Origin of the sequence: Promicromonospora sp. NPDC050249, assembly GCF_040656015.1 — a bacterium.
GTDB lineage: Bacteria > Actinomycetota > Actinomycetes > Actinomycetales > Cellulomonadaceae > Promicromonospora.
This window is the reverse complement of the sequence record NZ_JBFAKY010000029.1, coordinates 13463-26590: the sequence shown is the minus strand read 5'-3', so window position 1 is coordinate 26590 and position 13128 is coordinate 13463. Positions and strand designations below refer to the sequence as shown.

At 72.4% G+C, this 13128-nt stretch carries 9 protein-coding genes and 1 pseudogene; 5 read left to right on the top strand and 5 right to left on the bottom strand.

Annotated features, from left to right (window positions below; genetic code table 11):
• Positions 1 to 324 precede the first annotated feature (324 nt).
• The 3 genes from AB0I32_RS21080 (at position 325) to AB0I32_RS21070 (ending at position 4124) form a co-directional block, all read left to right on the top strand.
• Positions 325 to 1071, top strand: a complete 747-nt coding sequence (locus AB0I32_RS21080; RefSeq protein WP_357509570.1) for a TIGR03089 family protein — start codon at positions 325 to 327, stop codon at positions 1069 to 1071.
• A gap of 225 nt (positions 1072 to 1296) precedes the next feature.
• Positions 1297 to 2544, top strand: coding sequence for an LCP family protein (locus tag AB0I32_RS21075; RefSeq protein ID WP_357509568.1), 1248 nt, complete (start codon positions 1297 to 1299; stop codon positions 2542 to 2544).
• Between the two features lie 383 nt (positions 2545 to 2927).
• Entirely contained in the window at positions 2928 to 4124 is a 1197-nt protein-coding gene (locus AB0I32_RS21070) for an LCP family protein (RefSeq protein WP_357509566.1), read from the top strand.
• Between the two features lie 145 nt (positions 4125 to 4269).
• On the opposite strand, the gene purE is transcribed toward AB0I32_RS21070, so the two are convergent.
• The 4 genes and pseudogenes from purE to AB0I32_RS21050 form a co-directional block, all read right to left on the bottom strand.
• A complete protein-coding gene (gene purE, locus AB0I32_RS21065; protein ID WP_357509564.1) occupies positions 4270 to 4779 on the bottom strand; it encodes a 5-(carboxyamino)imidazole ribonucleotide mutase in 510 nt (169 codons plus the stop codon).
• Positions 4776 to 6005 (bottom strand): annotated as a pseudogene (locus AB0I32_RS21060) (5-(carboxyamino)imidazole ribonucleotide synthase); the annotation flags it as partial. The pseudogene AB0I32_RS21060 and the gene purE, both read right to left, overlap by 4 nt.
• 110 nt (positions 6006 to 6115) lie before the next feature.
• On the bottom strand, positions 6116 to 7471 hold the full coding sequence (locus tag AB0I32_RS21055) for a HAMP domain-containing sensor histidine kinase (RefSeq protein ID WP_357509562.1): 1356 nt from the start codon (positions 7469 to 7471) through the stop codon (positions 6116 to 6118).
• Between the two features lie 4 nt (positions 7472 to 7475).
• Positions 7476 to 8159, bottom strand: a complete 684-nt coding sequence (locus AB0I32_RS21050) for a response regulator transcription factor (protein WP_026366105.1) — start codon at positions 8157 to 8159, stop codon at positions 7476 to 7478.
• A 152-nt stretch (positions 8160 to 8311) separates the two neighbouring features.
• Between AB0I32_RS21050 and AB0I32_RS21045 the strand changes: the two genes are divergently transcribed.
• Complete coding sequence (locus AB0I32_RS21045) at positions 8312 to 9736, top strand: histidine kinase (protein ID WP_357509560.1); 1425 nt, start codon at positions 8312 to 8314, stop codon at positions 9734 to 9736.
• Positions 9733 to 10440 carry a response regulator transcription factor gene (locus tag AB0I32_RS21040; protein WP_357509558.1) on the top strand — a complete coding sequence of 236 codons (708 nt, stop codon included), beginning with the start codon at positions 9733 to 9735 and terminating at the stop codon, positions 10438 to 10440. Before AB0I32_RS21045 ends, AB0I32_RS21040 begins: the two co-directional genes overlap by 4 nt.
• A gap of 13 nt (positions 10441 to 10453) precedes the next feature.
• Here the strand turns inward: AB0I32_RS21040 and AB0I32_RS21035 are convergent, their stop codons facing one another.
• Positions 10454 to 13066 carry an FtsX-like permease family protein gene (locus AB0I32_RS21035; protein ID WP_357509556.1) on the bottom strand — a complete coding sequence of 871 codons (2613 nt, stop codon included), beginning with the start codon at positions 13064 to 13066 and terminating at the stop codon, positions 10454 to 10456.
• Positions 13067 to 13128: the final 62 nt, after the last annotated feature.

The window sequence follows — 13128 nt, the reverse complement described above, 5'->3', positions numbered from 1 at the left end:
ACCATGCCGATCCATCTGCCGATCTGTTCCTGCCGATCCATCGTGCCTGGCCAGACGTGCAGCTTCGAGACCCCGTTGCATATGCGCTACGAAAACTGCATACATGGAATTACACGCGTGTCGCCTGGAGTCGTCAAGCGGAAATGTGCTATCGCCCACGGATTCCACCGGTAATTCACCAGTCCTTCCGCAGGTCGTGGCGTACGTCTCACCCGGTGCCCCGTTTTTCATATGTCGCGACACCCGGCGAGTCGCCACGCCGAAGGTCCGAGATGTGCCTGCCCGAGACCGAGGCAGCGCTGCCCGACGTCTTAGGCTGGCGGCATGCAGATCGCGCCCCGCAGCGGTGGCCCCGTGCCCGACGTCGCCACCCTCCTCGCCCGCCTCGCCGCCGACGGCGGCCAGCCCCGCCTCACCTGGTACGGGGACGACGGCGAGCGGGTGGAGCTCTCCGGCGCGGTCCTCGCCAACTGGGCGAGCAAGACCGTCAACCTGCTCGTCGAGGAGTTCGACGCCGCTCCCGGCACGCGCATCGTCGTCGACCTGCCCGTGCACTGGCGCACCGCGGTGTGGACGCTGGCGGCCTGGCGCGCGGGCGTGACGGTCGTGCTGCCAGGCACCGAGGGGGCGTACCCGGACGTGGTGGTCACCGACAGCCCGGCCCGCTGGGCGGACGACGGCGCGGACCTGGTCGTCGTCTCGCTGCCCGCACTCGCCCGCCGGTACGACGGCGACCTGCCCTCCGGTGCGATCGACGCCGCCTCCGCGGTGATGACCTACGGCGACGCCATCGGCTGGGTGCCAGAGGTGGACCCCGACCAGGAGGCCCTGGTGACCGCTGCGGGCGCCGTCGGGCACAAGGGCCTGGTCCCGGAGCCCGGCGAGGGTGCGCGCGTCCTGGTGGACGGGCGGGGGCCCGTGGCGGACGTGCTGCGCGGCCTGCTGGGCGTCTGGGCGGGCGGCGGCTCGGTGGTCCTCACCTCGCCAGCGACCGCCGCGGAGCTCGAGCAGGACGAGGCCCGGCTGACGCGTCTGCTGAGCACGGAGCAGGCACGCCTGCCGCTGGGGTAGGCACCCGGTTCGGGGCGTCGAAATGCCCGGTCGCAGGCCGTTTCGGACGTTGCGGCACAACGTCTTCGGTCTTCTCCACGAACCCTCTACGGTCCGACCCCGGGGGGCGCGCCGCCGTCCAACAGGCAGCCCCTAGGATCTGAGGCCGTGACGTTCCCTGACTTCAGCGCCGCAGATGCGACGAGCCCAGCCACTGGGCCGTCTCATGCGCGCACGCTGAAGGGGATGAGCGGCACGGCCCGGACGGTGGCGATGGTGCTCGTCGCAGCGGTGTCGCTCGCGACAGCGGGCGGGGTGGCGGCGATGACCCAGCTGACCGGGAACATCGAGACCGCCCAGATGACGGTCCTCGGACCGGACCGGCCCAAGGTGGTGCTGCCGAAGGATCCCAATGCGGGCACCCCGATGAACATCGTGATCATGGGCAGCGACTCACGCGGCGGGGAGAACCGCGACCTGGCGGGCGGCGAGGACGCCGGCGCCCGGTCGGACACCACCGTGGTCATGCACATCTCGGGCGACCGGTCGCGGATCGAGATGATCTCGATCCCCCGCGACTCGACAGTGGACGTCCCGAGCTGCACCACGGAAAACGGCACGACGACGTCCGAGCTCTACAGCACCAAGTTCAACGCCGCGTTCGCCCAGGGCGTGCAGGCCGGCGGGACCGTCGCCGACGGCGCCCTGTGCACGGTCAAGACCGTCGAGCAGCTGACCGGCGTCTTCATGAACGGCTTCATCGTCGTCGACTTCGCCGGGTTCTCGTCCATGGTCGACGCCGTCGGCGGTGTCGAGGTCTGCGTCGAGGAGCCGATCTACTCCGAGGACGCGAACCACCTGTCGCTCGATGCGGGTGTGCACACGCTCAAGGGCGTCAAGGCCCTCGACTACGCCCGGGCCCGCAAGGGCGACGGGCTGGGCGACGGCACCGACCTTGGCCGTATCGGCAGGCAGCAGGACGTCATGGCCTCGCTCTCCCGGAAGGTGCTGAGCCAGGAGGTCCTGACGAACCCCGCCAAGTCGCTCAACTTCCTCAAGGCGGTGACGAGATCGCTCACCATGAACGAGGAGCTTGCCAGCATCGACGGACTCGCCGGGTTGGCTTACTCCCTGCGCAACGTACGGCCTGACACGATCACCTTCATGACTGTCCCCAACGAGTACGACCCGGTGCAGACGGCGAACGTGATCTGGACCGACGAGGCCGTACAGCTGTGGGACAACGTCAAGCACGACAGGCCTCTCGACTTCGACCCGGACGCACCGTCGGCCGACGCGTCGCCGTCCGCGCCGAGCGACGGCGAGAGCGCGGGGGCCGGGACGGGGAACGCGGGGACGAAGACGGGGACCGAGGACGGCGCAGAAGGTGCTGCCGAGCCCGCTTCCGACTCGCCCTCTCCCGATTCGACAGAGATCAAGCAGGCCGGTGAAGAAGCCTTCACCGGCGCCGACACCACCAAGGTCTGCGGCTAGCCATGTCAGATCCCAGGACGTCGAACCGATCGGCCCCAGGTGCCGACGACGACGTGACGCGCGTCCGGATACCACCCAGCTTCACGCCGCAGGGCGTGAGCGGGCGGCCGGGTGCCGACGATGCCATCCCGGTGGGTGACACCGGTGAGAGACCGCGTACTCTGCCGGGCGTGGCGTCGAGCCCTGAGCAGGGCGGGCTCGCCAACGCGGAGACGCCGGGCGTCGGGGTTCCCGGCGTCGGCGGCGCGCACCGTATCGGACGGCCGGAAGGCTCGTCCGACGGGGCCCGCAGCGAACCACGCATACGCAGACAGTCTTCTCGGGAGGTACCGGTGTCCGGCCAACGCAACAATCCCCCGCCCGTCCCACCACGGAGGTCGGGGATGCCGGCGCGCAACGAGTCGGGCGGAGCACCACGCTCCATCCCGCCTCGTTCGGCGCCGCACGCCGGTGGCCAGCCGCCGCAGGCGATCCCGCCGGGCCGCCCGGTCCGGGCGAGCGCGGGCCCCGTGCGTCCGACGCCGGTGCGCAGCGCGCCGCGCCCCCCGGCCGGCGGCGGCCGTGGTGGCAATGGCTACCCCGCGGGTGCTCTCGCCTCCGGCGGACGCGGCGGGCGCGGTGGTGGCAACATCCGCATCCGCAAGGGCCGCGTGGCCGGCGTCATCGCGGTGCTGGTGCTGCTCGCCATCATCGCCTGGCCGGTCGGGCTCCTGATCTGGGCCAACGGCAAGATCCAGCACGTCGAAGCCCTGTCCGGGGCATCGAACACCCCGGGGACGACGTACCTGCTCGCGGGCTCCGACGCCCGCGGCAGCGGCGGCATCAACGACTCCACCTCGGGTGCGCGTACCGACACGATCATGCTGCTGCACAAGCCGTCGTCGGGGCCGGTCGCGCTCATCTCGATCCCGCGGGACACCTGGGCGGTGATGCCCGACGGCTCGGGGAGCAACAAGATCAACGCCGCGTACTCCTACGGGGGCGCGCCGATGCTGGTCAAGACGGTCGAGACGCTCAGCGGGCTCACCGTTGACCACTACGTCGAGGTCGGCTTCGGCGGCGTCGAGGGGGTCGTGGACGCCGTCGGCGGCGTGCGGCTCTGCCTGGACTACGACGTGCACGACGTGAAGTCGAAGCTCAAGTGGAAGAAGGGCTGCCACGTCGCGGACGGCAAGACGGCACTCGCGTTCTCGCGGATGCGGTACGAGGACCCGACCGGCGACATCGGCCGCGCACAGCGCCAGCAGCAGGTCATCGCCCAGATCGGCAAGAAGGTCGGGGACCCGGCAGTCCTGCTCAACCCTGCCACGCAGGTCGGGATCGCCGACGCAGGGCTCGGGGCCCTCGTGACCGACACCGACTCGGGCATCATCGACATCGCCATGATGGGACTCGCGTTCCGGACCGCGAACGGCGACGACGGCGTGACCGGCACCCCGCCGATCGCGACGATCGGCTTCCGCACCCCTTCGGGTGCCTCGGCGGTGCTGCTCGACGACAACCAGACCCCCGAGTTCTGGGCCAAGATCCGCGACGGCGAATACGAGGCGGGTCAAGAGGTCGGCGGCATGCCGAAGTGACCTTGCCGAGGTAGAACCAGGGCGAGGTAGAACTGCAGCGAGGTAGAACAAGGGCGAGACAGAACCGGAGGCTCCGGTTCTGTCTCGCCCTTGTTCTACCTCGTCCTGTGCTATCTCGCCGCAGTTCTACCTCGGCGGCTCGGGGTCAGAGCTGGGCGCGGAGCTTGGCGCCCTTGGCGTGCGCGACCTCGCTCAGCTCCACCTGGAACGCCTCCATGCGCTCCCGCAGGGCCGCCGCGTCGGAGCCGGCTCCCGAGGCGAGGATGCGCGCCGCGAGCAGGCCCGCGTTGCGCGCCCCGCCGATCGACACCGTCGCGACGGGCACGCCCGCGGGCATCTGCACTATCGACAGCAGCGAGTCCATGCCGTCCAGGTACTTGAGCGGCACCGGCACCCCGATCACGGGCAGCGGCGTCACCGACGCGAGCATGCCCGGCAGGTGTGCGGCGCCGCCGGCGCCCGCGATGATCACGCGCACCCCGCGGCCCGCGGCCTGCCGCCCGTAGTCGATCATCTCGGTGGGCATGCGGTGCGCGGAGACGACGTCGACCTCTACCGGCACGTCGAACTCGCGCAGCGCCTCGGCGGCTGCCTCCATGACCGGCCAGTCGGAGTCCGACCCCATCACTATGCCGACCTGCGGGGTGGTGCTCATGCGTTCGCCTCTTCCTCGGTGGTGGTCTCGACAAGCTCGACCGCCGGAGCCGACTCACCGCGCAGCAGTGCCGCCGCGGCGATCGCCCGACGCCGGACCTCGTCCAGGTCGTCGCCGCTCACGTTCACGTGGCCGAGCTTCCGGCCCGGCCGGATGCCCTTGCCGTACAGGTTCACACGCGCCTCCGGGAAGGCCGCGAGCAGCTCCGGCAGCGCGTCCGTGAGCTCGTCCAGCGTCGAGCCGAGCACGTTCGCCATGACGGTCCAGGCCGCGACCGGCTCGGTCGCACCCAACGGCAGGTCGAGTACGGCACGCAGGTGCTGCTCGAACTGGCTGGTGACGGCGCCGTCGATGGTCCAGTGGCCGCTGTTGTGCGGGCGCATGGCGAGCTCGTTGACCAGGACTGTCGGCGTTCCGTCAGGCCCACCGGTGACCTCGAACATCTCGACCGCCAGCACGCCGGTCACGTCGAGACCCTCTGCGACCGTCGTCGCGATCTCGCGCGCACGGGCGTCGAGCTCCGCGGACAGGCCCGGCGCCGGGGCGATCACCTCGGAGCACACACCGTCGCGCTGCACCGACTCCACGACGGGCCACGCCCGCACCTCACCGGACGGCCGCCGGGCCACCAGCGCGGCCAGCTCGCGCACGAACGGCACCTTCTCCTCGACGAGGAGCTGCGGCCCGCCGTCCGCCACTGCGGCGAACCAGTCGGTGACATCGTCCGGGGACGAGACCACACGGACGCCCTTGCCGTCGTAACCACCGCGGGAGGTCTTGACGACTGCCTCGCCGCCCGCCTCCGTCAGGAAGGCGGCCAGGGCTGCCCGCCCTTCCGCGGGCGACGTCGGCAGCGGAGCCCACCGCGGGCACGGCACGCCGAGCTCCGTGAGCCGCTGCCGCATCACTATCTTGTCCTGCGCCTGCACCAGCGCGTGCGGGCCGGGGCGCACCGGCGTCCCGTGCTCGATGAGGTCCGTGAGCAGGGTGTTCGGCACGTGCTCGTGCTCGAACGTCAGCACTGACGCCGCAGCGCCGTCGGAGGGCGCGATGAGCGAACGGATCGCCGCCTCGTCCGAGGCTGCGCCCACCGGCGCGTCCGTCACGACCTGCGCCGCGGACGACCCCGGCTCCTCCACCAGGACCCTCAGGTGGACGCCCAGCTCGCCGGCGGCCGGCGCCATCATCCGAGCCAGCTGCCCGCCTCCGACCACCGCTACGATGGGTGGTCCTGCGGGGGACGGGGCGGCGGCGGACGGCTCACCAGTGGGCTTGCCAGCGGAAGAAGGTCGGTCGGCCGGGAGGGAATCGAGTGTTGCGCTCACGTGAGTGAAGCCTACCGGCGGCCGCGGCCCTTCTTCTGGCCGAAGCTGGAGATCTTCGACCCCACGGGCAGCACCTGGTGCGGGTCGAGCGTCTTGGGCACACCCGACAGGAACACCGAGAACACCGGCGGGGTGCGCTGGGTGAGCTGGAGGTTTCCGCCGTCGGCCGCGACCAGGTCCTTGGCCAGCGCGAGCCCGAGGCCCGTCCCGGCGCCCAGCGTGACACCGCGCTCGAAGATCTTGCCCTGCATGTCCTCGGGCACACCGGCGCCCTCGTCCGTGACCTCGATGGCCATGGCCCCGCGCTGACCCTCGCGGATCCGCAGGGTCGTGGTGCCGGCGCCGTGCTTGAGCGAGTTCTCCAGCAGCGTGGACAGCACCTGGGCGAGCGCACCAGGGGTGGCCAGGACGCGGGCGCCGCCGGAGTCCTCGACGTTCAGGTGCCGGCCCGCCCGTTCGAACGACTCGCGCCACTCCTCCTCCTGCTGGAGGAAGACGACGGCGACGTCGACGGACTCCGTGGTGCCGCCCTGGGCGCGCCGCGAGCGGGAGAGGAGGGCGTCGACCACACCGACGAGCCGCTCCACCTGCTCGAGCGAGATCCGGGCCTCCTCCTGCACGTCCGGCTCGGTGGAGGTGAACGTGATCTCCTCCAGGCGCATGGTGAGCGCCGTGAGCGGCGTGCGGAGCTGGTGGGAGGCGTCCGACGTGAACTGTCTCTCCACGGCGAGCCGCGCCGCGAGCCGGTCGGAGCTCCGCGCCAGCTCGGCCGCGACCAGGTCGATCTCCTCCACGCCGGACGGGTCCAGCCGTGGCCGCACCTGTCCCGCGCCGAGCTGCTCGGCCGACGCCGCTAGGTACACGAAGGGTTGTGCGAGCCGGTTCGCCTGCCAGGCGGCCGTGACGGCCCCCGCGGCGAAAGCGCCCACGCTCCCGAACACGACGAGCACGACGACGTTGATCGCCTTGATGTACGCCGGCCAGGCCGAGACGGAGACCAGCACGCTCATCACCGGTTGTGCGTCGGAGATGTCGCCCAGTTCGATGGTGGCGCCGGAGACGGGCTCGCCGGCGACGAGCTGCTCGCCGTCGGGCTGGTTCACCGTCACGTAGGCGACGATGTCCGTGTCCTGCGGCTGCACGGCCCGGTCGAGGACCGACTGGTCGACGAAGCCGGTCTCCGCGGCCGAACGGTTACGTTCGTAGGAGTTGACGGAAGAGGACAGGAGATCCTGCACCCGGGTCTCGACTCGCTGAACTTCCTGGCCGTAGATGTACCGGGCACCGAAGATCGCGAGCGGGATGCCCAGGAGCAGGACGGCGACCGCAACCGCGGCGATCGTCGCCTGCAGCACGCGGGCGCGCATCTGGCTAGCTCGCCCCGATCTCGAAGCGGAAACCGAGACCGCGCACGGTCGAGACGTAGCGCGGTGCGTTGGCGTCGTCGCCGAGCTTGCGACGCAGCCAGGAGACGTGCATGTCCAGCGTCTTGGTCGAACCGACCGGGTCCGAACCCCAGACGTCGCGCATGAGCGTGTCCCGGACGACCACGGAGCCGGCGTTCTGCACGAGGACGCGCAGCAGGTCGAACTCCTTGGTGGTCAGGTGGAGCTCGCGGTCACCCTGGAAGGCACGGTGCGCGGAGACGTCGACGCGGACGTCCTGCGCGTGCAGCTCCTCCTCCTCGCCGGTCTCGCCGTGCGAGCGGCGCAGGAGAGCGCGCACCCGCGCCAGCAGCTCGGCAAGTCGGAAGGGCTTGGTGACGTAGTCGTCGGCACCGGCGTCAAGGCCCACGACGAGGTCTACCTCGTCGGCACGGGCGGTCAGCACCAGCACGGGCACGGTGAGGCCATTGGCCCTGATCTCGCGCGCGACATCGAGCCCGTCCATGTCCGGAAGGCCCAGGTCCAGAACTACGATGTCCGCACCGGTCGAGCTCTCGATCGCACCTTTGCCGGTTCCTTGCACGACGACGTCGTATCCCTCACGGGAGAGCGCTCGTGCCAACGGCTCGGCAATGGCCGGGTCGTCCTCGGCTAGGAGTACGTGAGTCATTTCGCCATCGTAGGGCATAACCGACGCTCTGGCGCTACCCGGGCACACACGGGACGGCCGTACTACCGAATCCTTTCGGCAGAGCGAGCGATGGCGCAAGTGCTACCACGGTATGACGCGCCACCGCAACGGTTCGACCTACTCTGACCTGCATGGGTTGGTACGAGCGGTGGGCGCAGTGGGCGGAGCGTTATCGGTTCCTCGTCGACCTCTCCTGGACGCTGCTGGCGGCGCTGTTCGCACTGACGCTCGCGGCGTCGTCCCCGTCCACGTTCAGCCTCGGCGGCGGCCAAGCCGTGCTGCTCTCCGCCGCCGTGCTCGCACCGCTCCCCTGGTGCCGTACGCGACCCGTGGCCTCGTGCATCGCGGTGTTCGTCGTGTGCATGCTGCAGATCACGGTCCTCGGCACGCCCCTGCTGCTCCCGGCCGACCTGGCGGTGCTCGTCTCGATGTACTGCGTGACGGTGTACGGCCCGCGCTGGGCGTACCGGATGGCCTGCGGGATGGCGGTGGTCGGGTCGGTCGCCGTCGGCGCCTCGTTGTGGCTCTACAACGGCGTCGGTTCGCCGCTGTCCGTGGCACCGATGACCGTCCTGTCCCTGGCGCTGCTCGGCTGCTCGTTCGCGTCCGGCTTGGTGCGCCGCTCGCGGCGGGCGATGATCACCGCGATGCGGGACCGCGCCGAGCGCCTCGAGATCGAGCGGGACCAGCAGGCCCAGATCGCCACGGCGGCCGAGCGGTCGCGCATCGCCCGCGAGATGCACGACATCGTCGCCCACTCCCTGTCGGTGATCATCGCGCAGGCCGACGGCGGGCGGTACGCCGCGGCCGCCGACCCCGCGGCCGCCGCGCGCTCCCTCGGCACCATCGCCGAGACGGGCCGTGCCGCCCTCGCCGACATGCGGCGACTGCTCGGGGTGCTGCGGCAGGACCAGCCCAGCGCCGCCACGCCGCTGGGCCTGATGGCGCCGGCAACGGTCGCCCCCGGACGAGCGCCGGGCGCCGCGACGCCCGGCGGCACCGCCCCTCAGGGCACGGGGAGCGGCCCCGGCGGGCCGGGAGGCGCCCTGCCCGCGGCGGCACCGTCGTCGGGCGGCGCTGCCCCCTTGCAGCCCCAGCCCGATACCGGTGACATCGCGGGCCTGGTCGACCAGGCCCGCGACGACGGCCTGCGGGTCTCGTTCGCCCGGGTGGGCATCGAGCGCCGCCTGCCGCCCGGTGTGGGGCTCACCCTGTTCCGGGTGTGCCAGGAGTCGCTCACCAACGTGCGCAAGCACGCGGGCCCGCGGCCGGCCGTCACCGTCCTGCTGCGCTGGGGCGAGGACGAGGTCGAGCTGCGGGTGGACGACGACGGCCGCGGCCTGGCGGCCGACGGCTCCCCCGGCCCCGACGAGCCGCCGCCCACCGCCGGGTACGGCCTGCTCGGGATGCGCGAGCGTGCCGAGATGTTCGGCGGCACCCTCTCCGCCGGCCCGCGCCGTGGCGGCGGGTTCTCGGTGCGGTTCGTCATCCCCATCCCGCGTGCCGGGCACGCGACCCAGGACGACACACAGAACGACACACGAGGAGCACGATGACCTACGCCCCCGACGCACCCGCCCGGCCCGTGCGGGTCGCGCTCGTCGACGACCAGCCACTGGTCCGTGCGGGCCTGCGCATGGTCATCGACTCCCAGCCCGACCTGCAGGTGGTGGTCGAGGCCGACGACGGGCGCGACGCGCTGTACCGGCTGGCGACCACGGCGACCGACGTCGTGCTGATGGACGTGCGCATGCCAGGGATGGACGGCCTGTCCGCCACCCGGGCCCTCCTGGCCGACGGCGCCGCCGCCGCGGCGGGCGACCCCCGTGTCGTCGTGCTGACCACGTTCGACCTGGACGAGTACGTGCTCGACGCCATCCGGGCAGGGGCCAGCGGCTTCCTGCTCAAGGACGCGCAGCCGGAGGAGCTGCTCACGGCGATCCGGACGGTGCACCAGGGCGACGCGGTGATCGCGCCGTCGTCCACCCGGCGGCTCATGGAACGCCTGGTCACCACGCTGCCGCCGGAGGAGGCGGCGGGGCCGCAGGAGGCCCTGGCCGCCCTGACGAGCCGCGAGCGCGAGGTGCTCGTGCTCATGGCCCGTGGGCGTTCCAACACGGAGATCGCCACCGACCTGTTCGTCGCCGAGGCGACGGTCAAGACGCACGTGGGGCGCATCCTGTCGAAGCTCGACGCCCGCGACCGCGTGCAGGCGGTGGTCACCGCCTACGAGACCGGCCTGGTCCGCCCCGGCTCCTGATCCGCCACACCCCTCACGCCGCCGCGAGCGCCGCGAGCGGGTGGGTGCGGACGGCGGCCCGCGCAGGCACCACCGAGGCGGCCGGCCCTGCGACCAGGGCGACGCCGAGGACCACCAGGATCTCGGTCCACGGGACGACCAGCGGCACCCTGCCGAGGGCGGACAGCGCCGTGGTGGCGCCCGCCCAGCCGTACAGGAGGCCGAGCGCCACGCCGAGCACGGCGCCCACCGCTGCGATGACCATGCCCTCGACGGCGAGCGTGGCCCGCAGCTGTGCCTTCGAGAGCCCGATCGCCCGGAGCACGGCGTTCTCCCTGGTGCGGTCCATGACGGACAGCGAAAGCGTGTTGGCGACACCGACGAGGGCGATGACCACGGCGACGGAGAGGAGCCCGACCACTATGCCGAGGATCACGTCGACGATCTGCTGGTAGGCGGCCTGCTCGACGAACATCCCGGCGACCCGCACGGTCTCCCCGGTGGTCGAGACGGCCTCCTGCACGGCCGAGACGACGGCCGCGGCGTCCTGGCCCTCGTCGACCTTCGCCCAGACCTCGCCGGCAGCCGTGCCCGCGTCGAAGACGGTGAGGTCCTGCGGCGTCAGGTAGGCACGGTCGGCCTGGGAGCCGGTGTGCACGACGTCGAGGATCGCCGTCCCGTCCGGCCCGGTGAGCTCTATCGTGTCGAGGCCCGCCAGGCCGTACAGCGCGGCCGCCCGCTCGGGGACCACGAGGGTGCCGGGCCGCAGCGCCTCCGCGTCGACCGGAGTGTTCGCGACCGACCGCAGCGCCTCCGGGCCGACGACGGCGAGCTGGACCGGCCGGCCCCCGTCCGCCCGCTCGGCCGACACGCTCGTCACCTCGATCACGGCGCGCAGCCCGTCGGCGCCGCGCAGGGCGTCGAGCACCGTTCCGGGGACTGCCGCGGCGGAGCCGTCCCGGTCGTGCGTGGTGCTCGTGGCCTGGAGGTCGACGGGGAAGCGCTCGTCCAGCTTCTCGTCCATCGCGACCCGTGCGCTCGCGGCACCGGTGGTCATCATCGAGACCAGGGTGACGCCGACGAGCAGCGCGGTGGACGTCGCCGCCGTCCGGCGGGGGTTGCGCAGGGTGTTGGCCGACGCCAGGCGTGCCGCCGGCCCTCCGGCGCCCGCGACCCGGCCGAACGCGGCGGCGACGCGGGGCAGCCAGAAGACCGATCCGAGGATGACGCCGACCAGCGACAGGGAGCCACCGAGGACCGTCGCGAACAGTCCGACGTCGATGCTGCCGGACATCCCGAGGGCCACACCCCCGGCCAGGAGCGCGAGCCCGCCGACGGTGGCGAGCACGGAGAGCACCGCCCGGCCACGGGCGGGCCCGCACGGTCCGGGTGCGGCGGCGGGGCGCATCGCGGCGAGCGGGGCGACGAGCGACGCGGCCCGGGCCGGGGCGAGCGCGGCGGCGAGGGTCACCAGCAGACCGGCCGCGACGGGTACCAGGAGGGCGGGCACGCTCGGGGTGATGGTCGCCGGCAGCGCGACGCCGAGGTCGAAACCCGGCGCCACCATGAGCCCCACCTGCACGAGCAGGGACCCGGCGGCGACGCCCGCCACCGACGCGACCACGCCGAGGATCGCGGCCTCGAGCAGGACGCCGCGGTAGATCTGTCCGGTGCTCGCGCCCACGCAGCGCAGGAGCGCGAGGTCGCGTGACCGCCGCGCGACGAGGACCTGGAGCGTGTTCGTGATGACGAGTCCGGCGACCACGAGGGAGACGGCGGCGAGGGCGAGGGCGAACACGAGGTAGACGATGTTCTGGCCGCCGGAGATCGCCGAGACGACGTCCTTGGCGCGCTCCTCGGGCGTGGTGACCTCTGTGGCGGACGGGACGGCCGCGGCCAGGGCGTTCTCCGCCGCCTCCAGGGCGGCCTCGTCGCCGGGCCGGTCCAGGGCGACGACCAGCGTCCTCATGCCCGGCGGCTCGGCCACGCCCGCCTCGTCGGCGATCCGCTGCTCCAGCGCCTCAGCGGTGATGACCGCCACGCCGCCGCCCGCCGTGTAGGTGTCCAGGGGATCGTCGACGAGGCCCGACACCGTCAGCTGCTCGGTGGCCCCGTGGCCGCCGTAGCACTCGGCGCCGTCCTTGTCGGCGGCGGGGTCGCCGCCCCGCAGGCAGCGCGTGGACGCGATGGTGTCGCCGACGGAGACGCCGAAGAGCTTCGCGGCGTCCACGGGGAGCACTATGCGGTCGGGACGGTCGGCCCAGGCGCCGTCGGCCAGGACCAGGGGCGACAGCCGCGGGTCGGAGGGGTTGGCGACGAGCGACTGGTGGACGGTCCGGCCGCCGTGGCTGAGCTCCGCGTAGGCACCGCGGAACCCGTCGGCCGCCGCCACACCCTCGACCGCCCGTGCCGCCTCCGTGTCGGCGGAGGTCAAGGTGCCGTCGCGGTCGAAGACCACGAGGTCGGCGGAGGCGTACTGCGCGGCCACCTGGTCGTACGTCGTGCGGGTGACGATGCTTCCGGCCTGCAGCGTCGCGGCCACGAACGCAGTGCTGATGACTACGGCGACGCCTGCGGCGGCGAGCCGGCGGACGCCGCTCCGCAGCTGGCCCAGGGCAAGACGGGTGGTGGGGTCGGTGGTCAGCACGCGGAGCCCTGCCGGCTCCGCGGGAAGTGCACGATGGTGTCCACGAGATCTCTCCCTCGAGT

Coding starts and splice junctions, on each gene's coding strand:
- AB0I32_RS21040 (WP_357509558.1), top strand. CDS start 9,733: ATGACCTACGCCCCCGACGCACCCGCCCGGCCCGTGCGGGTCGCGCTC.
- AB0I32_RS21070 (WP_357509566.1), top strand. CDS start 2,928: ATGCCGGCGCGCAACGAGTCGGGCGGAGCACCACGCTCCATCCCGCCT.
- AB0I32_RS21050 (WP_026366105.1), bottom strand. CDS start 8,159: ATGACTCACGTACTCCTAGCCGAGGACGACCCGGCCATTGCCGAGCCG.
- AB0I32_RS21080 (WP_357509570.1), top strand. CDS start 325: ATGCAGATCGCGCCCCGCAGCGGTGGCCCCGTGCCCGACGTCGCCACC.
- AB0I32_RS21055 (WP_357509562.1), bottom strand. CDS start 7,471: ATGCGCGCCCGCGTGCTGCAGGCGACGATCGCCGCGGTTGCGGTCGCC.
- AB0I32_RS21045 (WP_357509560.1), top strand. CDS start 8,312: ATGGGTTGGTACGAGCGGTGGGCGCAGTGGGCGGAGCGTTATCGGTTC.
- AB0I32_RS21075 (WP_357509568.1), top strand. CDS start 1,297: ATGAGCGGCACGGCCCGGACGGTGGCGATGGTGCTCGTCGCAGCGGTG.
- purE (WP_357509564.1), bottom strand. CDS start 4,779: ATGAGCACCACCCCGCAGGTCGGCATAGTGATGGGGTCGGACTCCGAC.